A 25100-nucleotide genomic window follows, 5' to 3' on the forward strand; every position below is an offset into this window, starting at 1 on the left:
GTCTCGATGCCCGAGGGCGGTAAAAAATTTAAAGGAAAAAATCCAGGCGGAAATAGATCGGCGCTTCACGTTCTGTGATCGCAGCCGGTCGTTCCAAAGAGTGGGCGAAGGTCACCGTCGCCGCGACGTTCTTGCCGCGGGCAAACAGCTCCAGCGAGTTGCTGCTCATGCGCCCATGCTGTTCGGCGTTGTAGCGGCCGTGGCTGATCACGCCCTGGTCATAACCAAGGCTGGTGCCGTATTCGTTGAGCACCGGCTGCAGCCAGGCCCAGGTCACTGGGCGGCTCCAGCGCAGGTCGTTGCGCCAGTAGCCGCCGCTGTCGCCAGCGAGCATCTGGTCTTTGTAGCCGCGAATCGACGATTGCCCGCCGAGGCTCATGCGTTGTGGGCTGAACAACACGTCTTCACTGTGCTGGCCGGTCATCAAGCTGCTGAAGCTCAGCGACTCGCCCCACAGCTGGAATGGGTACAAGTAGCTCACCGTGGCGGTGTATTTGCGGTAGCGCGCATCGGCCTGACCGGGCTTGGGGTGATGATTGGCTTGGGCATCGAAGGCGCCGATGCCGTCTTGCATGCCCAGGTCGATGTTCAGGAATGAGCCGCCGATGCGGCGGCCATGGTTGATACCGAACTGGGCTTCGCTGAGGCGATTGCTGCTCAGCGCCAGCTTGCTGTCTTCGATGAAGTTGTTAGTGCGCAGGTAGGCCACGCCAGTGCTCAGGGAGGTTTTGCTCAGCGCGTCACGATGAATCACACGCTCCAGGCGCAGTTGGTGGTTTTGGCTGTCGCCGGTTTGCTTGAACGTGAAGTTATTCGCCTGGGCCTGGGAGCGGTACTCGCTTTCGGTGTAGCTGTAGGTGAGGTTCCACCAGCCAAACGGCAGGCTGTAATTGAGCATCGAATTGCGTGAAGTTTTCTGGTGGTCGCTCACCGCATCGTGGCCGCCGCGCAGCGAAAGTTGGTCGGCCAACCCCAGCGGGTTGTCCCAATCCAGGCTCGCACCCCACTGTTGCTCGCCAGTGCTGCGCTGGCCGCCGTTATGGCGCGACAAGCCGACACGCCACGGTTTCTGCGGAGTGTTTTTGACCAGAACGTCGCTACCACCCACGGCCCTGCCCGGCGCCAGTTCCATCTGCGCCTGGTTCGACGGCAGGCGGTTGAGCTGGTCGACCATCTGCTCGATTTCGCGCAGGTTGAGTAACTCGCCGGACTTGCCTGGGAAGCTCATCGCCAACTGGCGGTCGGTGATGCCGCTGCCTTCGACGCCCTTCAAACTTTCGAGCTTGCCTTCGACTACCTGGATCCTGAGGTTGCCGCTGGAAAGGTCCTGCTGTGGCAGGTAGGCACGGCTGGTCACCAAGCCTCTGGCCAAGTAACGGTCGGTGATGACCTTGAGCACTTCATTAAGCTGCGGCACGCCCAGGCATTGGCCGATATAGGGCTTGATCAGCGCGTCACGCTCACCTTCGGACAGCGCATCGGCGCCGGCGAGTTCGATGATTTTGATCGGGAAGCAACGGGTATCCACGGGCGTGGTCGGCGTTGCAGGCGCGGCGGATTTGCCGGGCAGGTCTTTGAGTTCTTCGAGGCGCCGCTGCTGGTCTTCGAGCAGCCGGTCCTGGCGGTCGCGAATCAGGTCGGTGATGCCCGGGGTCGCCTGCGGGGGGGCAGCTTGTGCTAATCCGGCAACGCCCAGGCAAAAAAAAGCGGACAGCAGGCCAAGCCTTGTCCGACGCTCCAAACGCCACATGTCTAGATCCCTCTATATGGCACTGAGCCACTAATCGGCGGCGATAATAGGGTGGCGAAATGATGGCGTCAATTAAATGTACCCATTTGTATCAGTCCTGATGCATTGATTCAGTGCGTATCACAACTTACCGGGAGGCAGCGCTGTAGCTTTTTTGACACGGATATTGCTCAACAGAATTATAAGTCCATAATGGACAAATCAGTTTATCCGCGGAGATAGCCATGCCCAGCACGCCTCACGTGATCAACCAGGCCCAGGCCCACGAATTACTTGCGCAAATCGATGTGCCTCACATCCTGCGCAAGTTGTTCCGCGACCTGGCCGCAGGGCTTGCGGTACAGCCGGCGCAACAGTTGGTGGAGTTCCCTCAGGGTGCCGGCGACTTTATCAACTACCTGGGCGTGCTGGCCGAAGACGGGGTGTACGGGGTCAAGACCTCGCCCTACATCGTGCGCGAGCAAGGGCCGCTGGTGAGCGCATGGACGCTGTTGATGTCGATGCGCACCGGCCAGCCTCTGTTGCTTTGCGATGCCGCCGAACTGACCACTGCGCGCACCGCGGCTACCACTGCGCTAGCGGTGGACGCGCTGGCACCGGCAACCGCGCGGCGCCTGGCGATTATCGGCAGCGGCAAGGTCGCGCAGGCGCACGTGCGCTATGTGCAGAACCTGCGCGACTGGCAGCACATCAGCTTGTATTCGCCACGCCTTGGCCGCGCGAATGCCGAGACCCTCGCCCACCTCAAGGGCCTGGACCCGCGCCTGACCCTCGCCACGAGCTGTGACGCCGCCCTGGAAGACGCCGACGTCATCCTGCTCTGCACCTCCTCGGCAACACCTGTGATCGACCCGACACGCTTGAGCAAACCTGCGCTGATCACCTCCATCAGCACCAACGCGCCGCGCGCCCATGAAGTGCCGCCCGAATGCCTCGAGCACATGCACGTGTTCTGCGACTATCGCCAGACCACCCCAGGCGCGGCCGGCGAAATGCTGATCGCCGGCGAACGGCACGGTTGGGACAAGCGCACCATCGTCGGCGACTTGCCTGAGTTGCTCAGCGACATGGCGCAGCGCCCGGACTACGACCGCCCTGTGTTTTTCCGCTCCATCGGCCTGGGCCTGGAAGACATTGCACTGGCCAATGCCCTGTATCAGATCCAGCGCTAACCGCCTTTTGAGGAGACGTTCATGAACTCTGCAGACTTCATCATTATCGGCGGCGGCATTGCTGGCGCCTCTACCGGTTTCTGGCTGTCGCAGCACGGCAAAGTGCTGGTACTGGAGCGCGAAAACCACCCGGCCTATCACTCCACCGGGCGCTCGGCAGCCCTCTACACCGCCGCCTATGGCACCCCGCAAGTGCGCGCGCTGACCCTGGCGAGCCGTGAATTTTTCGACAACCCGCCGCCTGGCTTTTGCGAACATCCATTGCTGACGCCCCGCGGAGAAATGACCGTGGATTTCAATGGCGACCCGGTGGAACTCAACAGCCAATACCTGAGCGCCAAGGCCACCGTGCCGCAAGTCGAGCAGCTGAGTGCCGACGAGGCTTGCGCACGCTTGCCAATCCTGCGGCGGGAAAAAGTCCACGGCGCGATCTTTGACCCTACCGCCAGCGACATCGACACCGACGCCCTGCACCAAGGCTATTTGCGCGGCATCCGTCGCCACCACGGCGACGTGCGCACCGACAGCCACGTACTGGGCTTGAGCCGTGACGCCGACAGCCTGTGGCATGTGCGCACCCAGGACGCGACCTACACCGCCCCAGTCATCATCAACGCCGCCGGCGCCTGGGCTGATCATATCGGCGGGCTGGCCGGCGCGGCGTCCATCGGCCTGCAACCCAAGCGCCGCTCGGCGTTTATCTTCGCCGGGCCCGAGGGTGTGGACACCCACCACTGGCCGATGCTGGTGGCGCTGGACGAAGCCTTCTACATGAAACCCGACGCCGGGATGTTCCTGGGTTCACCGGCCAACGCCGACCCGGTCGAGCCACAGGATGTGCAGCCTGAGGAGCTGGACATCGCCATGGGCATTTACCAGATCGAAGAAGCCACCACCCTGACCATCCGCCGCCCGACCCGCACCTGGGCCGGGCTGCGCAGCTTTGTCCACGACGGTGATTTGCTCTCGGGGTTCGATCCGCAGGTTCCGGGGTTGTTCTGGGTGGCGGCGCAAGGTGGCTATGGTATCCAGACGTCACCGGCCATGGGCCAGGCGAGCGCGGCCCTGGTGCGCGGCAACCCGTTGCCGGAGGCACTGACGCGGTTCGGCCTGGACGCTGGTATGCTCTCGCCCGTCCGCCTGGAGCCGCATTGATGAACACCGCCGAGCAAGAAAAAGTCATGCAGAATTTTCGCGCGATCGCCGATGCGATCGCCACGCTGTTCTTCCCTCATGCCGAAGTGGTGCTGCATGACTTGCGCACGCAAAAGGTCGATTACATCGCCAACAACCTGTCCAAACGCGCTATCGGTGACGACTCGTCGCTGGAGGACATGCTCAGCGATGACGTCAGCGAAGTGAACATCGGCCCGTACGAAAAGCTCAACTGGGACGGCCAGAAAATCCGCAGCCTGAGCACCGTGCTGCACGACCACACAGGGCGCCGGCTTGCCGTGCTGTGCATCAACCTGAATATCTCGCTGTTCGAAAACGCGAAGGCGGCGCTGGACCTGTTTCTGTCGCCGAGCAAGCTGATCCCGCAGCCGGACTCGCTGTTTCGCGATGACTGGCAGGAACGGATCAACACCTTCCTGCATGCGTGGATGCGCGAACGCCAGTTGAGCCTGAATCTGCTGACACGCGACCACAAGCGCGAGCTGGTGTTGGCGCTGCACGCCGAAGGCGCGTTCAAGGGCAAGAGCGCGTCGAACTATGTGGCGAATGTGCTGGGAATGGGACGGGCGACGGTTTACAAACATCTCAAGGAATTGAAGGGCTGACCCGGCGCACGAGCCGGCGTGCCGGCCCCTGCGAGGAGTCGGCACGCCGGCTTGAGGCGTCAGTCGCCGTAGATGTCGGACTTGAAATACTGCTGTGAAATCTTCTGGTACTCGCCATTGGCGCGGATACCGTCGATGGCCGCGTTCAACTCGCCGACCAGCTCGGTATTGCCTTTGCGTACCGCAATCCCGGCGCCCTCGCCCACGTATTTCGGGTCCTTGAGTTCAGGGCCGACAAAGGCATAGCCCTTGCCACGTGGCATCGACAGAAAGTCGCTCAGCGGGATGGTGTCGGCGAAGATCGCATCGAGGCGCCCCGACGCCAGGTCCATGTAGATTTCTTCGTTGTTGCTGTAACGCTTGACGTTGATGCCCTTGGGCTCGAAGACCTCGGTGGCATAACGGTCGGTGGTCGTGGCGCGCTGCACCCCGACGGTCTTGCCCTTGAGGCTGGCGTACTGGTCATCCACGGTTGCGCCGTCCTTCATCACCAGGCGTGAGGAGGTGAAATAGTACTTGTGGGTGAAGTCCACCGACTTTTTGCGGTCTTCATTGATGGTCATGGACGACAGGGCCATGTCGATTTTCTTCACTTTGAGGGAAGGAATCAGGCCATCGAATTCACCCTCTACCCACACGCATTTGACGTTCATCTGCGCGCACAGGGCGTTACCGATGTCGTAGTCGAACCCGACGATCTTGCCATCCTGGGTCTTGGAAGCGAACGGTGGGTACGCCGCCTCAATGCCGATGCGCAAGGTTTTTTCGGCCGCCAGCACATGGCTGGAAGCGAGCAGGCTGAAGGCCAGGGCGGTGATAAGTGTGTGTTTCTTCATGATTGGGTCTCGCGAGTTATTGTTGGTTTGGCAAGCGTGAAGAAATAAAGCCAGCGTTGACGCACGTTTTTTGTACTTATAATTCCATACTGGACTTTTAAGTATGACTCGTCAATCCGCCTTCCCTTCAGGCAATAAACCGCTCGCCTCCATCTTTCCTAAACAAGACCTCCCATGAAAATGCACCTGGGTCGCGCACAATAACGCGGCGCGCTGCCACTGCATCTGGCTCTCAAGTCCGACCTGTCGCTGCTGGATGTGCTGATGCGGCACGTGGATGGCTGGCAGGTACTGGCTGGTGAACGCACCGCTGATCAGCGGGCTGATCGTGGCGCAAATCATCATCAACCAGAGGTTTATGACCCTGCTGTTGCGTGTGGATCACACGCACGAACTGCTCCGCGAGGCACGGCAAAGCTGTCTGCAACCAGACGGTGACACAGGGCGAGACCCCAGCGTCTCAAGCCCGTCCCCCTCACACCACAAGCAGCGCCTCATGCAGTTGAATGCACGGTGTAGCGCCCTCGCAACGCCGGCTGTCCAACCAGCCGCGCGTTTTGGCGATATCGAAGATCTGGCCGTTGTCCATCAATGCCAGGATCAGTTCGTCTGCCACCCGGTAACGTCCGCAGTCCGGGCAGTCGCGTTCTTCCCAGGGGCCGTCGCAGGAAACCCGTTCGGCCGCCCCCACACAAATGAGGCAATTCATCGCAATCACCGTTTTTATCGTTGTAAGCGGTGCAGTCCAGGCTGCTCGCGACAGCCCGGACCCTCCCAGGATCTACTGGCTTTCCTGTGACTTGCCTTCCTGCATCTGCACCGAGGATTTGCTACCGCTGGTGTTGTCCTTGGTGGTGTTATTGGCGCTGTCAAAACAGCCGTGAAGCATCAACACACTGCACAGCCCCAAGCATCTGTATAACGTCTTCATCTTCGTCTACCTGTTAGTGAGGTGGGTGAAAGCGCAAGGCCTTGCCAGGCGTCAGACCGGCGTACCTGGCTTGATGTCATAGGCTTTCTGCACCAGCTGCGCGCGCTTGCCCAGGCCTTCGTTGCTCTTGCGCGTCCAGGCCGAGTCCATCTGCTTGCGCTGCTGGTCAATGATTGCCTTGGGCTCAACGTTTCGATAGGTGTCGATAGCCCCGGTAATCACCCCGATAGTGGTCTCGAAGACCGGCTCCGGGTCGTATTGCTCATGGGGAAAGGCCAATTTGCTGTAGTCGAAAAGGCGCTCGGAAGGTTCGTCTTGCCAGGTTTTCCAGGTTTCGAACATGCGGTCATTGAAGCCTGTGAGAAACGGCCCCGGGTTGACGGTCGCCACCTCGATGCCAAACTCTTTGAGCTCAAGGCTCATCGACTCGGCGATGGCCTCCACGGCGTGCTTGGACGACGCGTAGGCGCCGGCGAAAGGGTCGGCGGTCAGGCCGGCAACGGATGACATGAAGACGACCTTGCCCTTTTTCTTCAAGACCATTTTTTTCACAATCAGCTGAGTCAGCATCAATGGGCCAATCACGTTGACCTCATACTGACGGCGCAAATGCTCAGCAGGAATGTCCACGGTCGCGCCGCCTTCTGAAATACCGGCGTTGTTGAGCAGCACGTCGACGTCCCATTCAGCAGCCCTTAAGCGGTCGCCCTCGTGCGTGACATCGAGCTTCTCGATACGCAGGTTGACACCCCGGCGGCGGGCTTCCTGTTCCAGCGCATGCACCTGGGCCACGATCTCGACGCCGGCAATCACGTCGAGGCCTTTTTTGGCCAGCCTGAGGGCTACTTCATAGCCGAAACCCGTACCTGCGCCGGTCACTAGAATTGTCATGATTTGCTCCTGGGAATGATGGGTAGCGGTGGCCGGACGAAGCCTGCTGTTCGTCCACACATGATTTATCTGGCCGGAGCGCAGCCGCGCTCGTTCAACTATTAGGCTCAATAGCTGACGAGTGGTTAGGACGCTACGCGAGTTAAAAAAACTGAATCATTCACCCCAACCGCCCTCTTCCTATTTAAAGGTCTGGCAATTAAGGAAGCGGATTTGAGTGATCTGGATTGGGTGCAGTGGCCAGCAATGCTGGTCACGGTTCTGGCGGCGTGGCTGATCGGCTCTCAGCGCCCCTCGCGCAGAATGGCGGGGTTCGTGTGCTTTTGTTTGAGCAATGTTCTGTGGGTTGTCTGGGGCGCTTACGCTGACGCCTATGCGCTGATCGTGCTGCAGATCTGCCTGGGCTTGATGAACCTGCGCGGGTTTAAAAAGAACTTTCAGAATCAGTAAGGTGGGTCATTCAGAAGCCCGGTGGGTGCGCAGATTTTTCCGGAAACCACGCGCGTTCATGCCCAGCAGCGTGCATTCGAGCACGATCAGCGCGTAGGCATTCGCGTGCCATCCCCAGGCCACCCATAAGGCGTTGCTGAGGATGAAGCCCCAGAACGCGAACATGCGCCGGCCAGGCCGTTGAGACCCGATGAACCAGGCCGAGATCACCGTCACGACCATCGCGGGCCATTGCACCCAGTCGATAAACATTCGAGGTCACCCGGCCCCGAGCGTGACGTTTGCACTCGCACTGGGCTCGCTGACCGCGTGGCCCGTGCCAGGCATGAGCGAAGCCAGGTATTCGCCGAACCCGCCCCGACATTTGTAATCACGGCGCGCACTGGTGATCACCGGGTTGGTGGCCGTCCACGCAATCCGCGCACCGGTCCTTTCCAGGTCAGCCACCAGGCGCACGTCCTCGTGAGCAACCAAATGCTGAAACCCACCGGCGTTGCGATAGGCGTCTGCACTCAGGCCCAGGTTGGCGCCATGGATATGCCGATGGTTTTCGACAAACTGGTAGAGGGCAAGGTATCGAGAACGTGCGACTTCGTCGTACTCGCTCCAGCTGTCCACTTCGACGGTGCCACACACCGCGTCGGCGCCGAACGCGAGCTGACGCACCAGCCAATCCTGCGGCACGAGGGTATCGGCATCGGTGAAGGCCAGCCATTGGGCACCGGCCTCCAGTAGCTGCTCTGCGCCGACAGCCCTGGCCTGGCCGACGTTTCTAAAGCAGACATCAAGCGTTGCCACGCCCATTGCGGTTGCCCGCTCACCCGTTTGGTCCGAGCAGTCGTCCAGCACTACGAGGACCTCGACGCGCTGGTTTTGCAACGCCGGGTGCGCTATGGCAAGCAGCACGGAAGCCAGGCAATCACTGATTTGCCTTTGCTCGTTATGGGCAGGTATCACAATCCCTATCATTGACGTTCCCTCTACCTGGCGAAGTGTCTCCAGCTATCGACACCTCGCTTATCGCGAAGGTTTAAAGTTTCTGGAACGTCCCTTAGACCTGGCCGCTCAGATTGTTTATCGGCGCGCCACACTGGCGCTCTGGGGGCTTTGCATCGTTATTAAGCGCAGGAGAACACGGCATGAAGAACGCGCATCCATCGGCAGGTACGTTCAAGACCTTGCTGCTCGACCGCAACGGCTGGGTGCCGAACAACCCGCGCTTGCCGGTGATCATTTACCCGAACGCCATCCGCGTAACCGGAAGTGATCCGGCTGCGCTGTTTGAGCAGACGTTTTTGGCACACGGCTGGCCGCCCCAATGGCGGGACGGGGTCTACGACTACCACCACTACCATTGCGAAGGGCATGAGGTGTTGGGCATCGCTTGTGGTCATGCGCGCTTGATACTCGGCGGACCCAATGGCCACGTGGTGTCGGTGAAGCAAGGCGACGTGCTGTTGCTTCCCGCCGGTACCGGTCACTGCAATCTCGGTTGCAGTGAAGACTTTCTGGTGGTTGGCGCCTACCCGCCCGGTCAGCACGCAGATATAGGCCGCGAGGCACCGAGCGACGCGCAACTGCAGCGCATTGCTGGCCTGGCGTTTCCACAGCAAGACCCGGTTCAGGGTGACGCAGGCGCGGTCTGCACACATTGGTCTGCCCAGCGCGCAACTATCGAATGAACAAGAGGGTCGAAAATCGACACTGTTGAATTCGCAGTCACTACAGAAGGTAGCCCGTCATGTCCTACGATTATCAAGGTATTGCCAGCGTCATTACTGCATCACGTCACCTGGGCACCCGCTCAGACGAACACCTGAATGAGTCGGTGAACATCCAATTGACCAGCAGCGGCAAGCCGACGATTGCGCGCCTGAGCTTCGACAAGCCCCTGCAATGGCCCGGTCACCCCAACTTTGTCGCGGTCAACCTGCCGGACGGCGCCTCGATTGGCGGCGTCATTATGGAAATCGAAAGAGCGAATGACGGCCCAGGTTGGGTGACGTTTACCGTGGACGACTGACACGCGCGAGGGTCGCCGGCACGGTCATCGAATTGTCGGACAATTTTTTGAATTTTTTTTGACGCCAAATATCTGTACTTCATGAGCAACAGGAGGCCTCATGAAAGCGAGCGATCTATTTACCATCGAGTATCAGCTGCACGGCGTGCCGAAGTCTTTCATCGTTCGCGCGCCGCAGATGGACAACGCCCAGGCCTGGCACTGGGCCAGCTGCGACGCCGGCGTCGCAGTGATACCCAAATTTGGCCAGAACACGCTCAAGCGCGTTTCCAGGCCGATGGCGGAGCAATATGGAATTACTCACGTGCGCTGGAACAGCGCCGCAGAGATTCAATGGATGGAGGAACTTACGCAATGACTAGTCAAACCCTTCAATATTCCACGAGACAGGCGTGGGATGACCAAATCGCGCACACCACCGAGATGTTTTTCGAGGCCGATCGACTCGAAGCGGCGGCCTACAACATCATCGAGTCCTACAGCGGTGACACGGCGACCTGGGCACGCTTCAGTCAGGCCAAGCAGACCGCCGACAGACAACGCGCCGCCGCGCATCAAGAATGGATGCGAATACAGCAGGCGATGCGCAACTAGTCAGTCGCCAGCCCTGTCACGGCAGGGCTGGCTGGCTTGCTGGCCTCATGCACCCGACTCTGGATCCTTCGACGGTCCGCCGGGGGCAACCGCGCCCTGATTGACATCAGGCTTCCAGGGCCGGACGACATTCGGATCTTCAGACGTGTCACTTCGTTTCGCCGTCTCGGGGCGTACTTTCTGCCCGGCAGGGGCGCCTTCAGGTGGCTTCAAATGATCGCTCATGCAGCCGCCTCAATCGCTCACGTGCAGGACAACCTTGCCGTGCACATGCCCGTTGGCCAAAAAGTCCAATGCCTCTACTGCCGCCGCCAGCTCGAACTGCCTGGCGATATAGACCTGCACATTGCCGGCCTCGATCAACCCGGCAATTTCGGTCAACTCTTCGCCACGTGGCGCAGCCGTAAACCGCGTACCGGTCTTGCCCGTGGCCTGCGGATGATGGGCATCGGGCTGGGTCAGGGTCGACACCAGCCGCCCGCCCTCGCCCAGCACCTGCCATGAGCGCGCTTGCGTATCGCCGCCAATCAAGTCGATGACCAGGTCAAAGTCCTTGCAGATGTCTTCGAAACGCTCGGTCTTGTAGTCAATCGCACGGTCCACGCCCAGCTCACGCAAAAACGCCAGGCTTTCGGTGGAGGCCGTGGCGTAGACCTGGGCGCCCTTGACCTTGGCAAATTGAACGGCGAAGTGCCCCACACCGCCGGTGCCACCGTGGATCAAGACCTTTTGCCCCTGCTCGATGTGACCATGCTCCACCAACGCCTGCCAGGCGGTATGGCCTGCCAGCGGCACACCGGCGGCGACCGGCCAATCGAGCGCGGCCGGAATGCGCGCCAGATGCGCGGCAGGCACGCGGGCGTATTCGGCGTAGCCGCCATCGACGCCGATCATTGCAAAGACCCGGTCGCCCGGTTTGAAATCACTGACACCCTGCCCGACCTTCTCGACCACACCGGCCACTTCACGGCCCAGGGTCAACGGCAGTTTGTCCTGCTTGACCTCGGGGTATTGGCCCTGGCGAATCTTGTAGTCCACCGGGTTGATACCCACAAAAAAATTCTTTACGAGCACTTCGCCCGTTTTCGGTTCTGGCACGTCGACATCGCGTAGCTGCATGACCTCGGGGCCGCCGAACTGCTCAATCCTGATTGCTTTCATGCCAAACACCTCATTGTCTTTTCAGAACATACAGGGGTGTGGAGGACTGTCGGCAACCTGGGGTTCAGTGGGTGTTGGGTTATGCAGACCAACGGTTCGGGCTGCCCTGCGAAAGCGCCTACGCGGTTTGCTCCGCATAGGCGCTTCGTGTGGGGGTTATTTACAACCGATACGGCCCGGCAACTGGCCCTGCTTCGCTTTCAGCGCAGCCTGCACCGACTGCGGCAAATTACTCCAGAAGGTCAGCCCTGAACGCTCTTCGATTTGGTTTACGGTCACCTGGTAGTCACAGAAGTTGGCGCCTTTGGGCGTCTCCTGGTTCATCACAAACGATGCGTACACACCGTTTTCGGGCGAGCTGCCGACAAAGATGATTTTCCAGTAGCCACTGGGAATGGTGTGCACCTTGTTTGTGCCCGGCAGCGTGCCGACAAAATGCTCATACAGCGGCCCGGTGCTGACATACACCTGGTCGACGCCCGCCTGTTTGCTGAGGTTGCGCTCCTGATCTTCAAGATGCGCCCAGGGCCCCTGGTTAAGGTCGGACTTCTGCGGGGTGATGTTGGACAAATAATTGAGCGTCTGCCAGTCAGGCACGCCCGCCATGGAGGCGAGGTTGGCCTGATGGCCACGGTCGACTTTAAGCGCGACGTTCGCGCCGTTGTAATCCACCGGGTCGAGCGTTTCCCCGGCCGGAATGTCCGGATCCGTCTTCCAGTCGCGCGGGCGTCCGCTCGCCGGGGTGTCCTTGGTGATTTTGTACGAGACCCAGTTGGCAAACTTGGTCGAGCCGTTGTTGTTCAGCGTGTAGGCCTGACGGTTCAACGTCAGAGGGCTTCCGCCGGCCGGACAGCCCACCGCGCAATTGTCGAACGGCAATGCCTGCTGTGGTTGCGGCTGGGCAATGGCTGCCGATTCGCGGTTTCTATCCGGTGTGGTACAGGCGGCAACGAGCGGGATCAACAGAAACGCGAGGTGCTTGAACTTCATACTTCCTTGCATGGTGTAGCTCCTTGGGTGAATCAATAACAGAGGTCAATGGAAAGCCGACCATTGCGATTCCATCGCGGGTCGACATAAACATTAAACCACTTTAAACATTTCAATATGAGGAAGGCTTTCAGGTTTCCAGCAAAAACGGATTCGACATTGCGCCGTACCAGGCGTTGACGTCATTCAGCGCTGCCAAGCAAAAAAACCAGGTAGTCATCGAGGCAATAGGCTCAGCGGTGAATAGCGCTGCAGGCGGGAACTGTAGGCTCGTCATCACGTTACCGACTGCCGTGGATAGGTTGATGGCGTTCATGGAAACCGACGCTGCAACCGCAGGCCGTTTATTTGCAGGGAGCCCTGCGTGATGGGATGGCAACTCGGTGTTGGCGAGCGGCTTTTTGAGCCGCCGCCGTGCAGCCTCGCGGCCCAAAGCGCTAGCGCCCAAGCCTTTATCGAAGACAAACCCGTGTGAAGAAGCTAGGGCATAAAGCCCTAGCAGGTCTCACTTCTTCTTTTTCGACGACTTCTCTGACTTCTCAGATTTTTCTGACGTCTTCGCCTTTTCTGGCTTGCTGTCCGCTTTTTTTACAGATTTCTTCGGTTCGGCTTTTACAGACTTCTTTGGTTCGGCCTCTTTTTTCTTGCCTTTCTTCTCGGAAGACTTTGAAAGAGCCGATGCTGCTGCGGATTTCTTTGCGGGTGAGGACTTTTTGTCTTTCAATTCCTTGCTGGCTTTCGAAGCGTCACCTTTGCTTTTCTTCTCGTCTTTAGCCACGTTGCCCACCTCTCGGAGTATGCCGATATTGGCAAATCGCCTGTGCAATTCGTCACAAGCTAATCGTTAGGTAAGCGTGTTCAGCGACGGTTCAAATTTTTGCTGCGTCGAAATCGACTGACCGATTTTGGTTTCGTCTTTCTCATCCAGGTTTTCAGCAGCCTCGTATCGGGACCGCACAGTACAACGGCGAGCAATCTCTGCTGGTTGGCAGCAGGTGTGGTGTGAACACACCCCGCTGTAGACGAAATAATGAACGCGTGGCGGCCTCACGTTTCAGAACGGTATGCGCCAAGATTTGAATGAAGGGAAACAGCCAATGGGCACCGCGTTACACCGGGCCCGGCTGATAATGAAATACCCGTCACGAACATTACAGTTATCAACCTGGAGACTTTCCATGCGACCTCAGACATCATTTATATTCGACCTCGATGGCACGCTCACCGACAGCGTTTACCAAAACGTAGCGGCGTGGAAAGAGGCACTTGATTCCGAGGGCATTCCGCTGGCTATGTGGCGCATTCACCGCAAGATCGGTATGAGCGGAGGGCTCATGTTAAAGACCCTGTCGCGTGAAACCGGTGTAACCATTACTGAAGCGCAAGGCGCGGCATTAAGTAACAAACATGCTGCTGCGTACGAGGCGCTCAAAGGCCAGATAACGGCACTTCCAGGGTCAGTCGAGTTATTAAAAACCCTGACTGAAGACAATATAAAGTGGTGTATCGCTACCAGCGGCGGTTTGTCTACTGCCAGGATCAATTTAGAAGCGCTTGGCTTGGATATTAACGCGATCAATATAATCACCCGCGACGATGTTAAATACGGCAAGCCGGATCCAGATCTTTTCCTTGCCGCGGCGCGCAAGCTCGATGTACCGATTGAGGATTGTGTCGTAGTGGGCGATGCCATATGGGACATGCTTGCGGCAAGGCGTTGCAAAGCGACAGGCGTCGGCTTGCTTTCAGGCGGCTACGACATCAGCGAGCTTGAAAGAGCGGGAGCGCTGAGGGTGTACGAGGACCCGCAAGATCTTTTGCAGCATTTAGAGGAAGTCGCATCCAGGCCTTGATTTCCCACAATCCATCCAGGTTTTTAACAGCGGCCTGACGCTCTTTCGCCCTTGAGCGCTGATGCGTCGCTGATGCACCGTCACCGGCCACCGCCTACCTCGGCACTGTCTGCGCAAATAGAGTTTTCGCTGCTCGGTGGATATCCAAATCGCTGTAATCGAATGGTGTGCCGAACAGCTGTTCAAGCCGCACGGCAGGCACTTAATCAAATCGACTGAAGGGACTCTCCAATGAGCGCAATCTGCAAACCCTATAGGATCAACACGCTGTGCGCGGCGGTGTTGGCGCCATTGCTCGCCGCCTGTGCGAGCAATAACTCGCCCTCTAACGTCGTCGCGCCGGGGGAGACCAAATCGCCCACTACCCAGTCCCTGGACGCCGGCGCGGCACTGCTTCAATCACGCCCGCCGATAGACGCATTGAACGCGTACCTGGATGGCTTTCATTTTTATAACGGCCACATGAATGCACAGATGGAGGCCCACCATTACTGCGCCATCCTCAACGAGGAAGTCATCCAGTGTGTGATCTACGATGGCAATCGCAAGGACGCCAAGCTGATGGGTGTCGAGTACATCATCAGCGAACACTTATTTGCCGGTTTGCCCAAAGCCGAGCAAGCGCTTTGGCACAGTCATGTTCACGAGGTGAAATCAGGTCAGCTGATAGCGCCCGGGATTCCTGAAGTAGCTGAGCATGCATTGATGGAAAAGCTCGTCCATACCTACGGCAAGACGTGGCATACCTGGCATACCGACCTCAATAAAGACCTGCCTCTGGGCGTGCCTCAGCTCATGATGGGTTTCACCGCAGATGGGCAGGCAGATCCTCAGATGGTTGCAGATCGGGATCGTCGATTCGGCGTCGATAGCGCGCAAAAGCACACAGCGCGAGCGGACATACCGGCCCCCGCCGTTGCGCCAGGCGCAGATGCGTGGCGTCAGGGCAAGGTGTTCCAGATAGCGGATCCGACAAACACGCCGCATCAGCACTGACGTCATCGCCCATTAAATGCTGATAAGAAAAAGGCGCTCCGAAGAGCGCCTCAAATGGAATTATTGCAGGCTTACTTGACGCTGTTCTGGCTTGCTGGCCGTACCGATCTGGATGCGTTTTGGCTTGGCTTCTTCGGGAATCACGCGAAGCAGCTCGATTGCCAGCAGACCATGGGTGAGCGATGCGCCTTGCACTTCGATATGGTCAGCCAGCCGGAAGGACAAGCGGAAGGCCCGTTGCGCGATGCCCTGGTGAAGGTAAGTCACCTTCTCGTCGCTTTCACGTTTTCCACCAGAAACGTTCAGTACGCCGTTTTCAACCTGAATGTCTATGTCCTCCTCAGTAAGACCCGCCACTGCAATCACGATGCGGTATTGATCATCACCGTGTTTCTCGACGTTATGAGGTGGATAGGTATTACCAGCCTCGCTACGAAGCGCCGATTCAAACAGGTCGTTGAAGCGATCAAAACCCACAGACTGACGAAACAGAGGGGCCAAAGAAAGAGTAGTAGCCATAGTAAAATCTCCTGAGTTTTCTCCAAGTGATTTAAGACGCGACCCGTTTGCGGCATCGCGTAAAACCGAAAATAGGTACGTCCAAAACATTTTCAAGGGCATCCCGGAAAAAATTTTCCAACTCAAATTCTCGGGTTAAGCCCTGTGCACACCGCCCCAGGCAGGCGCAGGTCTGAACCGATTTCCTCTCGGCAGAACGCGCCTGCAGCGAGCGAATTCGTCAGCGGCTCAGGGACAGTAGCTTGCTACTCAGACAGGTCGCGGTGCCGCAAAAGCCAGCAAAGCAGGCCCAGTACCAACGTCGCGAAACCTAGCGCCGCGATGGTCGAAGCCGGAGTGACGGCCGAATCCAGGATGACAAATTTTCGGCTCAGGGCCAGCAATGCAATCATCAGCACCGTTCTCACCTGCACGACGCTGTTTCGCCTGAGGGCGGGCCGTACTATCGAATGCTTGAACTCCAAGGCGATCAGTACCGTGAAAATGGAGCCGAATAGTGCTTGGAATGCGTTGTGATCCAGCGGATCAATGGCTCCCCCTATCAGAAGGGGTACTACATTCCTGCAAAGCTGCAACACGGCGATAACGATTACCAGCGCAATGATCAGACTCAGCGCCAGCACCACCAGTTGCTCGAAGCGTTCATAGGCGCTCATCAAAGCCCACTGGATTTTAAAGTTTTTGAATGTCGAATTATTCTCACGATTTTCTGGATGAAGCTTAGACACGACCTCTCTCCTCTTGTCTTGGAGGACTTATGTAAGACGCTCGAAGTCAGTTTGTGAAAAGATAGCGATTGCCTTGAGTTTCAAGCCTGTTGGTCTGCACTTGATATGCCTCTGGGTGCAATGAGCCGAATCCAATTTACCTGCTGGGTAGACAAACACCGGCGGGTTAAGATGCCCACCGTTGCACGGTTTGACCAAGTAGGGGCACACAAACTTAATATCAAGGACGCCTCTTGAAAAAGTCAGAGCTTCCCGTCAAAACCTGCGCTACCTGTGGGTTTCCTTTCACATGGCGAAAGAAATGGGCCCGTTGCTGGGACGAAGTTCGCTATTGCTCGGAGCGCTGCAGACGCAGCAAATCACCAAAAACTGAATAAAAAAAAGGGCTCTTTAAGCCCTTTTTGTGTTCACGCGGAGTTTACTTGGTCAGCCAAGACTCAACTGTGTCAGCGCCGTGCTTGCTCTTCCACTCTTTCAAGCCTTTGTGATTACCACCTTTGGTTTCAATGGTTTCTCCAGTGTGCGGGTTTTTATAAACCTTCACCTGACGAGCTTTGCGAGTGCCCGTTTTTGGCGCCGGTGCAGTAGCGCGGCCCTTGGATTGTGGATCAAGCAGGTTGATCACGTCTTTGAGGCTATAGCCATACTTTGCGAGCAAATCGCGAAGTTTGGTTTCGAATTCAATTTCTTTCTTGAGGCCGGCGTCGCCTTTCAGCGCTTCGAGCGCCTGGAGTTGCTCAGCAAGGTGTTTTTCGAGTTGACGAAATTCTGCGAGTTTAGACATTGGAAACCTCTTCTAGATGTGTTGTTACGTTACACCAAAAAAGACACCTGCATGAACGGGTAAACCTGTCGACACACGTCCGGGGTCATGAACTCAATCCCATAGAAAGAGTGAGTTCAGCTACTGAGAGAATAGACTCCCGTGCCTAAACCGTACTTACCGACAGTAAACAGTCCAAAGCTGATCGACACGGGTCGTGAAGCTTTGGCTCATCATCTCTCTTCGCATGCCCCAATCTGGATCGATAGGCACGCCGGCCAAGCGCATCGTCCCCCTGCCCCACCGGCCGTTGTAGAGCGCACAGAAGTCTTTGGCAACGGCGTCAGCGCGCGACATATCAAGCGGCGCCGCACAAATGAAGCCCAGGTATGACGCCCCCACGCCCATCAACTCATAGCCATGCGCTTCAGAGAAATGGCGCGCAACTGCACAGTTTTTCGCAGGGTCCAGATCGCAAGTGAAATAGCCATTCGGAAAAGCCGCGAGTGCCTGGCAAGACTGCTCAACGGGCACCAGCAGCGCTGATAGGGGTTGCTCTAGAAGAGCAACCGGGTTGTTCTGGTAACCGATCCACGCCTGCAGGGCCTGCTCATCCAGCGTCAAACCATGAGCGCACGCATCTTCGAAAGACGTGCCCGCAACCAGGCGTGTGAAATTGCGCAGGCAGATTGCGAACTCCGCTTTCGTCGTCGGATAGCCTAGGTATAGACCCTGCTCGAAGCACTCAGGAGGCAGGCCAGCGATGTCCCGCTCCGTTGCATCATCCATCCCCAGGTTATTGCGCACATGGCCCGAGGTGTAGCGGGCTTGGTGCAGATCATCGAGCGAGAACAGAGGTTTAAAGCCTGGGTGTAGCTCAGCAATCCAGCGACGCGCTTCGGTCAGGTCCTCAACGCTGGTCAGCCCACTCACACCGCACTCATCGCACGTACCTACAGACGGGTTCTCACGCATGCCATTACCGCGAAATTCGATATCCATAGTCCTTGGCCTGCTCCAGGGTGTTACTCGATTGAGTGAGCAACCCTAAACTTTCAGGATTGTCAGAGGAAGATCCATTTCCACGCCACGACAGGATCTGGTTTGACTCACGATTAATCGTTATCGATGCGAAGTTGACGTTCGCAGATGCATGATTTCGGCGTAAGGGTTAATTACCCTAATACTGCGCCCTGGCGCTCGTGTACTGCTTGTGCCACCGGATGACAAGTTCAGCATGTTGCTCATGGGTGAAGTGACTGCTTTCGCAATTTTCGCAGCCGTCAGCGGCCAATTAACGGACATCGCCAAGCCTATCCAGCCATGGGTGCTCATCTAACGTCTGAGGCCCATCATGACTGGCCGACACTTCTGGGCTTCAAACTGACTACTGGTGAGTGTCCGCCTCTTCAGCCGGATAAAACTCGCCCTCCTTCCCCATCTTTTTCAACCGTTCGCGCACAATTGACTCAACGCTGGCCACTGCAGCCTGATCGTCAGGATTGACCAACTGCACGCATAGGCGTCGGACATTCTGGTCGTGCGTGCCCTCGCTCATCATTTCGTGAGAGAAGACTTGTTCGCCACGCCATAGGCACAGCTGGGTATGCGTCTCGCCCAGCCATATCTCGTTGATTGATCCAAGATCGGCGGTCGCCAGTTGATCCACGGTGATTGTGTTGTCCATTGCGCTGTACCTTACCGATGAGTAGATACAGATAGACTTGCAGGCGCAGTGGGTCGTTCCCGGCGTCAGCAGTTCAACCGCACCCAGGGTGGCAGACCACGCGCCAAACGAAAAAAGACGCCGAAGCGTCTATTGCGTAAATCCCAGGCAAAAAAAAGCCACTCTATTGAGTGGCTTTTTCTTTGTATTTGGAGCGGGAAACGAGACTCGAACTCGCGACCCCGACCTTGGCAAGGTCGTGCTCTACCAACTGAGCTATTCCCGCGTCTTGGTGGTGTGCATTCTATAGAATCCAGAACGCCCGTCAACCCCTTGATTCAAAAAAGTTTTATTTCTTTTCAACGGTGGTGCGCAGATGTGGCCAGGCGGCACGCAAATACTGAAGCATGGACCACAACGTCAGGCCCGCGGCGATCAGCAGCAAGGCGTAGCCCGTGAGCACCCAGAAGGAGAAGTCCGATGGATTGGCCAGCAGGATCACCAATGCGAGCATTTGCGCAGCGGTTTTCCATTTGCCCATGTTGGAGACCGCCACGTGGGCGCGCGCGCCGATTTCGGCCATCCATTCGCGCAGGGCCGAGACGACGATTTCGCGGCCGATGATCACCGCGGCCGGCAGCGTCAGCCACAGGTTGCCGTGCTCCTGCACCAACAGGACCAGGGCGACAGCCACCATCAGCTTGTCGGCCACCGGATCAAGGAACGCGCCAAAGGGCGTGCTCTGTTCCAGGCGACGTGCTAGGTAGCCGTCAAGCCAGTCGGTTGCGGCTGCAAAGGCAAACACTGAACTGGAGGCGGCATAGCTCCATTCGTACGGCAAATAGAACAACAAAATGAAAATCGGAATGAGCAGGACGCGTAGAACGGTAATCAGATTAGGGATATTCATCGGCACAACTGGCTACGAGGTGAGAAGGCATTCTATTCGCTGTGCAGGTTTGCATAAATCAACTCAGCGAGCTTTTTACTGATACCGGGTGCTTTGGCTATTTCGTCAATGCTGGCACGGGACAGCTCCTGCAAGCCACCAAAATGTTTTAGCAGGTCGCGGCGGCGTGTCGGGCCAACGCCCGCCACCCCTTCCAGGGTTGAGGTTCGACGGGTTTTGCCGCGACGGGCACGGTGGCCAGTAATGGCAAAACGGTGGGCCTCGTCACGGATCTGTTGAATCAGGTGCAGCGCGGGTGAGTCGCCCTTCAAGGTGAACTCATGGGCGGCATCATTCAAGTACAACGTCTCGAAACCGGCCTTGCGCGTGGCGCCCTTGGCCACGCCGAGCAGGATCAGGTCGGGCACGGCCAGTTCGTTGAGCACGTCACGGGCCATGGACAGCTGGCCCTTGCCGCCGTCCACCAGGAGGATATCCGGCAGTTTGCCCTCTCCGTCCTTCAACTTGCTGAAGCGTCGCGTCAGGGCCTGGTGCATCGCGGCGTAGTCATCGCCGGCGGTAACGCCTTCGATGTTGTAGCGCCGGTAATCGGATTTGATCGGCCCTTCCGGCCCGAACACCACACAGGACGCCACGGTGGCTTCGCCGCTGGAGTGGCTGATGTCGTAACACTCCAGCCGTTGCGGCGGCTCGTCCAGGTTAAGGACTTCAGCCAAGGCGTCAAAGCGTGCGGCCACATGCTGCCGATTGGCCAGACGCGCACTCAGGGCCTGCTCGGCGTTTGTGACCGCCAGTTGCTGCCAACGGGCGCGGGTACCGCGCACGCGATGGCTGATGTCCAGCTCACGGCCGCGCAACTCATGGATGGCCTCGATCAGTGTGGGGAAGTCTTCATGCACCACGTTGACGATCAACTCCGAGGGCAGATCGCGCTCGGGGCTGCTGACGTAGTACTGACCGAGGAAGGCGGCCATGACTTCAGCCACTTCCTCGTCGATCCCGGTTTGCGGGAAGAAGTTCTTGCTGCCCAGCACTCGCCCGCCACGCACGCTGATCAAATGCACACAGGCGCCGCCCGGGTTGACGAAGGCGGCGATGACATCGACGTCGCCGTTGCCGCCCTCCATGCTTTGCTGGTCCTGGACACGGCGCAACAGAGAGATCTGGTCGCGCAACTCGGCGGCCCGCTCGAAATCCAGCGTACTGGCAGCTTGTTCCATGGCGCCGGAGAGTTCATCGGTGAGCGCATTGCTGCGCCCTTCAAGGAACATCACCGAATGGCGCACATCCTCGGCGTACTCCGCCGGATCAACCAGGCCGACACAAGGCGCCTTGCAGCGCTTGATCTGGTACTGCAGGCAAGGCCGCGTGCGGTTCTTGTAGAAACTGTCTTCGCACTGGCGCACAAAAAAGGTCTTTTGCAGCAGGCTCAGGCTTTCGCGGATTGCACCCGCGCTGGGGTACGGCCCGAAATACTTGCCCTTCTGCTTCTTCGCGCCGCGGTGAATGCTCAGCCGCGGGAAATTGCCGTCGGATAAAAACACGTAGGGGTAGGATTTATCGTCACGCAGCAGAATGTTGTAGGGCGGCCGCCATTCCTTGATCAGCGTCTGCTCAAGCAACAGCGCTTCGGTTTCATTGGCGGTGATGGTGGTTTCAACCTGGGCGATACGCGCCACCAAGGCAGCGGTTTTCGTCGCCAGGCCGGTCTTGCGAAAGTAGCTCGCCAGACGGTTTTTCAGGTTCTTGGCTTTGCCCACGTAAAGCAGGCGTGCCTCGCTGTCGAACATGCGGTACACGCCGGGGCGGCCACTGCAGGTTGAGAGAAAGGCACTTGGATCAAACGGTGTGGTCATGTCAGGCGCTGGCGTCCACCATGCCGTGGCGCACCGCGAGCAGGGTCAATTCAACATCACTGCTGATGGCGAGCTTCTCGAAAATGCGATAGCGGTAGGTGTTAACGGTTTTGGGCGACAGGCAAAGCTTGTCGGAAATCGTCTGCACTTTCTGGCAGCCGACGATCATCAAGGCAATCTGGATTTCCCGCTCCGACAGCGCATCAAACGGCGAGTCGCTGGTGGGCTGGAAAGATTTGATAGCCAACTGTTGGGCAATCTGCGGGCTGATATAACGCTGGCCGGCAAATACCAGGCGAATGGCTTGCACCATCTCCGCCAGGCCCGCACCTTTGGTCAGGTAACCGGCCGCGCCTGCCTGCAGCAGACGTGTAGGAAAAGGGTCTTCCTCACACACGGTCACCACCACGACTTTAATGTCCGGATGGCTGCGCAACAATTTGGTAGTGGCGCCAAGACCGCCGATCCCAGGCATCTTGACGTCCATCAAAACCACATCGGGTTTCAACTCCCGGGCCTTGATCAGGGACTCCTCCCCTGACTCGGCCTGACCGACTACTTGCAGGCCATCGATGTCAGCCAGCATTCGTGTAATGCCTGTACGAACGAGATCATGGTCATCGACTACTAGCACCCTAATCAAGCAGACACCTCGCGATATGGTCTTATAGGTTGCTGAACACCTTAGCAAAAAACCAGGGCGCAGACCTAGCTGCAAGCGTCATATATATAGAGTTTACGCACGCCATCGGTGCCCGACTTGCGCCAGACAGCCGATTTTACTGAGCAAAAGGTCAGCTTTGCGTGAGAGCCGACTTGTGTTTTCCGTTCTGCGACACGGAGTGTTCCGCCAGTGTGGAGGTCAGTCGGCGGATAGCGTCCTGATCTTCCTTGAGCATCACCCGGTAGTTTTCCAGGATTTTTTCTTCCAGCTGACTGAGGTTTTTCAGCTGGATAGGCGTCGGGCTTCCCGTCAGCACATATAAAACATCTACACCACGCTGAGCCACGCGTGACAGGTAGTCCGCCTTGGGTGCGCGGCCACCGCTCTCGTATTTGCCCTGGGCATTTGCTTCAACGCCGCCGATTTCACCAAAAACTTTCTGTGACAGGCCAAGACGTTCTCTTTCCTGTCTTAAACGCGAACCGATTCCACTCATTTGGATGTATGATCCTGTCTGGCACACCCCAAGAGGTGACACACTCATCTCGTTTTAAACAAACTTGAACGGTTTTGAACTATGCCCGGTATTCGCACTGCTGCACAAGCCAAGGCCTGGCTGGAACATCAAGGAAAGTCAGTTCAAGCGTTTGCCCGTGAGCACGGCGTTGATCCGGCCACGACCTATCAAGTGCTCGCTGGGCGTAAAAAAGGACGGCGTGGGGAAGCCCACAAGGTGGCGGTCCTGTTGGGCATGAAAGAAGGGATTATCGTGGATGAGCCCGTGGCCCTGAACCGCGACCCGGAAATCGTTTCCTAACCGCAGTATGCGCCTATTGGCAAGACGTGCCTGTTTTAGTCCGATGGACCTGCCTGACACTCGCGCTCCATGCGCCAGAAGCAACCCTCTTCCCCTACGATGCTCAACCCCAGGCGCTGATACAACCTGCGCGCCGGATTGGTTTTGAACACCGTCAAGCGTAAAAGACCCAGTCCCTGTTCACGCGCCTTGAGCGCCATCTGCTCGAGTACCCAGCTGCCTGCGCCCTGCTTGCGGTGGTTTTCGGACAAGTGCAATTCGCGAATGTACAGAGCATTGTTGTCACGGCTCAGGCTGATAAACCCCAGCACTGCGTCGTCCTTGCAGATCATCCAGTTCTCGCGGCTTCCCCAGCCCACATCAAAGCCATAGTCAGACCACACAAGACCGTATTGCAGGTAGTAGCCGCCCATGGCTTGGTAGGTCAGCCTCCGTGCGAATGGCAAGTCATCGCCAGTCGCGGCGCGCAGGTGAAACGTCATTTACAGGGCAACCACGTGGCCAGACCAGTGGCCGCCATCGCGGCGGGCAAGCACCAACGCGTCGCCAGTGCCCGGTGCGGCGGCCAGCACGCTGCCGTCCGCGGCCCAGATGGCGCTGCGCCCTGCGCAGGCCCAGCCGCCTGAAGGTCCGCCATGGTTGGCCATCAACACCAGCATGCGATGTTCGGCGGCATACTCCTGGAGCAGCGCGCTGTCTGCGGCGTAGCCACCCTCGCTGATCAACACGCCGGCGGCGTACACATTGGCGCCGGCCTGCGCGGCCTCACGTGGGTGGCTGGCGTGGGAAAAGTCTGCGCAAACCGCCAGCGCAATACGATCATCCGCCCATTCGAGGGCGGCACCGCCCTGCCCTGCGACGAACGCCACGTCTTCACCCGCATGCAAATGCTGCTTGGTGTAGACCGCCAGCGCCCCGTCCGCCGCCAACACCAGCGCGCCGATCAACACGCCCGCCCCGGGCGCCAAACGGATCGGCATCCCCACCACCGCCGTCAATTGCAGCGCCTGCGCCTTCTCACGCAATGGCGCAAGCCGTGCATCCTCTGGCGCCATCGCCAGTTCAGCGGCCAGCGCCGGCTCGTAGCCGGTCAACGACAGCTCTGGAAACACCAGTAACTGCACACCGTGCTCCGCCGCCACCTGCATAAACGCCAAGTGCCGCTGGATATTGGCCGGCACATCGCCTGCGATTGAAGTGGTCTGAGCAGCAGCAAGGGTCAAGGCAGTCATGGTCGCGTCCAAGCCATCAATATCTAAGTGTCAGCAGCATATCGACACTCACCCCATAGCCGTAAGTACCTCAGGCGATAGAAATTACTGATTGAATCCACCCGCGTGCCTCTAGTAAGCTCCCCCCATCATCTGGAGACACACCATGTTGCAACTCACCCACACTCAGGTTTGCCCTGCTGCCAGCGCCCCGCGCTCGGTATCGGCTACCCGCGTGAACGGTTCGAGCGCACTGGTCAGCTTTTATTTTGGGTATTGGTTTAGCCACTGGCGCGCCTGATACCTGAAATCGGCGCCCACTACTCAAGGGGTCGCCTACCAGAGAAATCTAACCCCCGGTCGGCTCCCCGACCGGGGGTTTTGTTTTTTCAGCCCCTACTTATTTTGCTTCACACCGAACACTAAAAGGACTCACGACATGAACTACGCCACCTATTACCGCTACGACACCTGCACTGCATGGCGATTTAGCAAGCTCCGTTCGGGACAGCCTGCCGCCTCCGATCGGTCACCTATT

At 58.1% G+C, this 25100-nt stretch carries 35 protein-coding genes and 1 tRNA gene; 12 read left to right on the forward strand and 24 right to left on the reverse strand.

The window, feature by feature from the left end:
- Positions 1-28 precede the first annotated feature (28 nt).
- Positions 29-1750, reverse strand: a complete 1722-nt coding sequence (locus AC19YS_RS20515) for a ShlB/FhaC/HecB family hemolysin secretion/activation protein (protein ID WP_124417029.1) — start codon at positions 1748-1750, stop codon at positions 29-31.
- Positions 1751-1974: 224 nt separating this feature from the next.
- Between AC19YS_RS20515 and AC19YS_RS20520 the strand changes: the two genes are divergently transcribed.
- From AC19YS_RS20520 to AC19YS_RS20530, 3 genes are read left to right on the forward strand one after another with little or no spacing between them, the layout of a single operon-like run.
- Positions 1975-2922 (forward strand): ornithine cyclodeaminase family protein, encoded by a 948-nt coding sequence (locus AC19YS_RS20520; protein ID WP_500602519.1) that lies wholly within the window; start codon positions 1975-1977, stop codon positions 2920-2922.
- A 21-nt stretch (positions 2923-2943) separates the two neighbouring features.
- On the forward strand, positions 2944-4077 hold the full coding sequence (locus AC19YS_RS20525; protein WP_500602520.1) for an NAD(P)/FAD-dependent oxidoreductase: 1134 nt from the start codon (positions 2944-2946) through the stop codon (positions 4075-4077).
- Entirely contained in the window at positions 4077-4703 is a 627-nt protein-coding gene (locus AC19YS_RS20530; RefSeq protein WP_119735466.1) for a helix-turn-helix transcriptional regulator, read from the forward strand. The genes AC19YS_RS20525 and AC19YS_RS20530 overlap by 1 nt, the downstream gene beginning before the upstream one ends.
- Positions 4704-4762: 59 nt before the next feature.
- Here the strand turns inward: AC19YS_RS20530 and AC19YS_RS20535 are convergent, their stop codons facing one another.
- The 5 genes from AC19YS_RS20535 to AC19YS_RS20555 form a co-directional block, all read right to left on the reverse strand.
- Entirely contained in the window at positions 4763-5539 is a 777-nt protein-coding gene (locus AC19YS_RS20535) for an ABC transporter substrate-binding protein (protein WP_106580007.1), read from the reverse strand.
- Between the two features lie 111 nt (positions 5540-5650).
- Positions 5651-5884 carry a hypothetical protein gene (locus AC19YS_RS20540; protein ID WP_500602522.1) on the reverse strand — a complete coding sequence of 78 codons (234 nt, stop codon included), beginning with the start codon at positions 5882-5884 and terminating at the stop codon, positions 5651-5653.
- 130 nt (positions 5885-6014) lie between these two features.
- On the reverse strand, positions 6015-6248 hold the full coding sequence (locus AC19YS_RS20545; RefSeq protein ID WP_119735468.1) for a hypothetical protein: 234 nt from the start codon (positions 6246-6248) through the stop codon (positions 6015-6017).
- Between the two features lie 72 nt (positions 6249-6320).
- Positions 6321-6470 carry a hypothetical protein gene (locus AC19YS_RS20550; protein ID WP_177410134.1) on the reverse strand — a complete coding sequence of 50 codons (150 nt, stop codon included), beginning with the start codon at positions 6468-6470 and terminating at the stop codon, positions 6321-6323.
- Between the two features lie 51 nt (positions 6471-6521).
- Positions 6522-7361, reverse strand: coding sequence for an SDR family oxidoreductase (locus AC19YS_RS20555; RefSeq protein WP_234452670.1), 840 nt, complete (start codon positions 7359-7361; stop codon positions 6522-6524).
- Positions 7362-7574: 213 nt separating this feature from the next.
- On the opposite strand from AC19YS_RS20555, the gene AC19YS_RS20560 reads away from it, so the two are divergent.
- Entirely contained in the window at positions 7575-7811 is a 237-nt protein-coding gene (locus tag AC19YS_RS20560; protein WP_106580003.1) for a hypothetical protein, read from the forward strand.
- Positions 7812-7817: 6 nt separating this feature from the next.
- On the opposite strand, the gene AC19YS_RS20565 is transcribed toward AC19YS_RS20560, so the two are convergent.
- Both AC19YS_RS20565 and AC19YS_RS20570 read right to left on the reverse strand, forming a co-directional pair.
- Positions 7818-8063, reverse strand: a complete 246-nt coding sequence (locus AC19YS_RS20565; protein ID WP_500602523.1) for a hypothetical protein — start codon at positions 8061-8063, stop codon at positions 7818-7820.
- Between the two features lie 6 nt (positions 8064-8069).
- Positions 8070-8780, reverse strand: a complete 711-nt coding sequence (locus tag AC19YS_RS20570) for a glycosyltransferase family 2 protein (protein ID WP_500602525.1) — start codon at positions 8778-8780, stop codon at positions 8070-8072.
- A gap of 170 nt (positions 8781-8950) precedes the next feature.
- On the opposite strand from AC19YS_RS20570, the gene AC19YS_RS20575 reads away from it, so the two are divergent.
- The 4 genes from AC19YS_RS20575 (at position 8951) to AC19YS_RS20590 (ending at position 10428) form a co-directional block, all read left to right on the forward strand.
- Entirely contained in the window at positions 8951-9493 is a 543-nt protein-coding gene (locus AC19YS_RS20575) for a cupin (protein WP_500602526.1), read from the forward strand.
- Between the two features lie 59 nt (positions 9494-9552).
- Positions 9553-9834, forward strand: a complete 282-nt coding sequence (locus AC19YS_RS20580; RefSeq protein ID WP_106580001.1) for a hypothetical protein — start codon at positions 9553-9555, stop codon at positions 9832-9834.
- Between the two features lie 100 nt (positions 9835-9934).
- On the forward strand, positions 9935-10192 hold the full coding sequence (locus tag AC19YS_RS20585; RefSeq protein WP_106580000.1) for a DUF6555 family protein: 258 nt from the start codon (positions 9935-9937) through the stop codon (positions 10190-10192).
- Positions 10189-10428, forward strand: coding sequence for a hypothetical protein (locus AC19YS_RS20590; RefSeq protein ID WP_119735472.1), 240 nt, complete (start codon positions 10189-10191; stop codon positions 10426-10428). The genes AC19YS_RS20585 and AC19YS_RS20590 overlap by 4 nt, the downstream gene beginning before the upstream one ends.
- A gap of 234 nt (positions 10429-10662) precedes the next feature.
- Here the strand turns inward: AC19YS_RS20590 and AC19YS_RS20595 are convergent, their stop codons facing one another.
- From AC19YS_RS20595 to AC19YS_RS20610, 4 genes are all read right to left on the reverse strand, one after another.
- Positions 10663-11589, reverse strand: a complete 927-nt coding sequence (locus tag AC19YS_RS20595; RefSeq protein WP_500602527.1) for an NADP-dependent oxidoreductase — start codon at positions 11587-11589, stop codon at positions 10663-10665.
- 156 nt (positions 11590-11745) lie between these two features.
- Positions 11746-12591 (reverse strand): DNA/RNA non-specific endonuclease, encoded by an 846-nt coding sequence (locus tag AC19YS_RS20600; protein ID WP_124417022.1) that lies wholly within the window; start codon positions 12589-12591, stop codon positions 11746-11748.
- A 118-nt stretch (positions 12592-12709) separates the two neighbouring features.
- A complete protein-coding gene (locus AC19YS_RS20605; RefSeq protein ID WP_500602528.1) occupies positions 12710-12895 on the reverse strand; it encodes a hypothetical protein in 186 nt (61 codons plus the stop codon).
- A 189-nt stretch (positions 12896-13084) separates the two neighbouring features.
- Complete coding sequence (locus AC19YS_RS20610) at positions 13085-13366, reverse strand: hypothetical protein (RefSeq protein WP_500602594.1); 282 nt, start codon at positions 13364-13366, stop codon at positions 13085-13087.
- A 391-nt stretch (positions 13367-13757) separates the two neighbouring features.
- On the opposite strand from AC19YS_RS20610, the gene AC19YS_RS20615 reads away from it, so the two are divergent.
- Positions 13758-14432, forward strand: a complete 675-nt coding sequence (locus AC19YS_RS20615) for an HAD family hydrolase (RefSeq protein WP_179607270.1) — start codon at positions 13758-13760, stop codon at positions 14430-14432.
- Positions 14433-14663: 231 nt separating this feature from the next.
- Positions 14664-15428 (forward strand): OBAP family protein, encoded by a 765-nt coding sequence (locus AC19YS_RS20620; protein WP_500602529.1) that lies wholly within the window; start codon positions 14664-14666, stop codon positions 15426-15428.
- A gap of 60 nt (positions 15429-15488) precedes the next feature.
- Here the strand turns inward: AC19YS_RS20620 and AC19YS_RS20625 are convergent, their stop codons facing one another.
- A complete protein-coding gene (locus AC19YS_RS20625; RefSeq protein ID WP_106579994.1) occupies positions 15489-15947 on the reverse strand; it encodes an Hsp20 family protein in 459 nt (152 codons plus the stop codon).
- Between the two features lie 245 nt (positions 15948-16192).
- Entirely contained in the window at positions 16193-16603 is a 411-nt protein-coding gene (locus AC19YS_RS20630) for a phosphate-starvation-inducible PsiE family protein (RefSeq protein ID WP_106580017.1), read from the reverse strand.
- A gap of 305 nt (positions 16604-16908) precedes the next feature.
- On the opposite strand from AC19YS_RS20630, the gene AC19YS_RS20635 reads away from it, so the two are divergent.
- Positions 16909-17052: a DUF2256 domain-containing protein gene (locus AC19YS_RS20635; RefSeq protein WP_500602530.1), complete on the forward strand. Its 144-nt coding sequence runs from the start codon at positions 16909-16911 to the stop codon at positions 17050-17052.
- Positions 17053-17093: 41 nt separating this feature from the next.
- On the opposite strand, the gene AC19YS_RS20640 is transcribed toward AC19YS_RS20635, so the two are convergent.
- From AC19YS_RS20640 to AC19YS_RS20675, 8 genes are all read right to left on the reverse strand, one after another.
- Complete coding sequence (locus AC19YS_RS20640) at positions 17094-17459, reverse strand: histone-like nucleoid-structuring protein, MvaT/MvaU family (RefSeq protein WP_106579992.1); 366 nt, start codon at positions 17457-17459, stop codon at positions 17094-17096.
- Between the two features lie 156 nt (positions 17460-17615).
- Complete coding sequence (locus tag AC19YS_RS20645) at positions 17616-18440, reverse strand: DUF4113 domain-containing protein (protein ID WP_500602531.1); 825 nt, start codon at positions 18438-18440, stop codon at positions 17616-17618.
- Positions 18441-18825: 385 nt separating this feature from the next.
- Positions 18826-19125, reverse strand: a complete 300-nt coding sequence (locus AC19YS_RS20650; protein ID WP_106579989.1) for a hypothetical protein — start codon at positions 19123-19125, stop codon at positions 18826-18828.
- Between the two features lie 189 nt (positions 19126-19314).
- Positions 19315-19390: transfer RNA gene (locus AC19YS_RS20655), tRNA-Gly, on the reverse strand.
- Between the two features lie 63 nt (positions 19391-19453).
- Positions 19454-20014, reverse strand: a complete 561-nt coding sequence (gene pgsA, locus AC19YS_RS20660; protein WP_003232771.1) for a CDP-diacylglycerol--glycerol-3-phosphate 3-phosphatidyltransferase — start codon at positions 20012-20014, stop codon at positions 19454-19456.
- A 32-nt stretch (positions 20015-20046) separates the two neighbouring features.
- Positions 20047-21870: an excinuclease ABC subunit UvrC gene (uvrC, locus tag AC19YS_RS20665; RefSeq protein ID WP_119735477.1), complete on the reverse strand. Its 1824-nt coding sequence runs from the start codon at positions 21868-21870 to the stop codon at positions 20047-20049.
- Between the two features lies 1 nt (position 21871).
- A complete protein-coding gene (gene gacA, locus AC19YS_RS20670; RefSeq protein WP_003190387.1) occupies positions 21872-22513 on the reverse strand; it encodes a response regulator transcription factor GacA in 642 nt (213 codons plus the stop codon).
- A gap of 151 nt (positions 22514-22664) precedes the next feature.
- The gene (locus tag AC19YS_RS20675) at positions 22665-23030 is read right to left on the reverse strand and encodes a helix-turn-helix domain-containing protein (RefSeq protein ID WP_200624936.1); all 366 of its coding nucleotides are present in this window, start codon (positions 23028-23030) and stop codon (positions 22665-22667) included.
- Between the two features lie 81 nt (positions 23031-23111).
- Between AC19YS_RS20675 and AC19YS_RS20680 the strand changes: the two genes are divergently transcribed.
- Positions 23112-23351, forward strand: a complete 240-nt coding sequence (locus AC19YS_RS20680; RefSeq protein WP_106579986.1) for a DNA-binding protein — start codon at positions 23112-23114, stop codon at positions 23349-23351.
- 35 nt (positions 23352-23386) lie between these two features.
- Here the strand turns inward: AC19YS_RS20680 and AC19YS_RS20685 are convergent, their stop codons facing one another.
- Complete coding sequence (locus AC19YS_RS20685; protein WP_179607268.1) at positions 23387-23833, reverse strand: GNAT family N-acetyltransferase; 447 nt, start codon at positions 23831-23833, stop codon at positions 23387-23389.
- Complete coding sequence (locus tag AC19YS_RS20690) at positions 23834-24583, reverse strand: carbon-nitrogen hydrolase family protein (RefSeq protein ID WP_367242695.1); 750 nt, start codon at positions 24581-24583, stop codon at positions 23834-23836.
- Positions 24584-25100 lie beyond the last annotated feature (517 nt).

This window comes from Pseudomonas sp. MF08831, assembly GCF_059862645.1.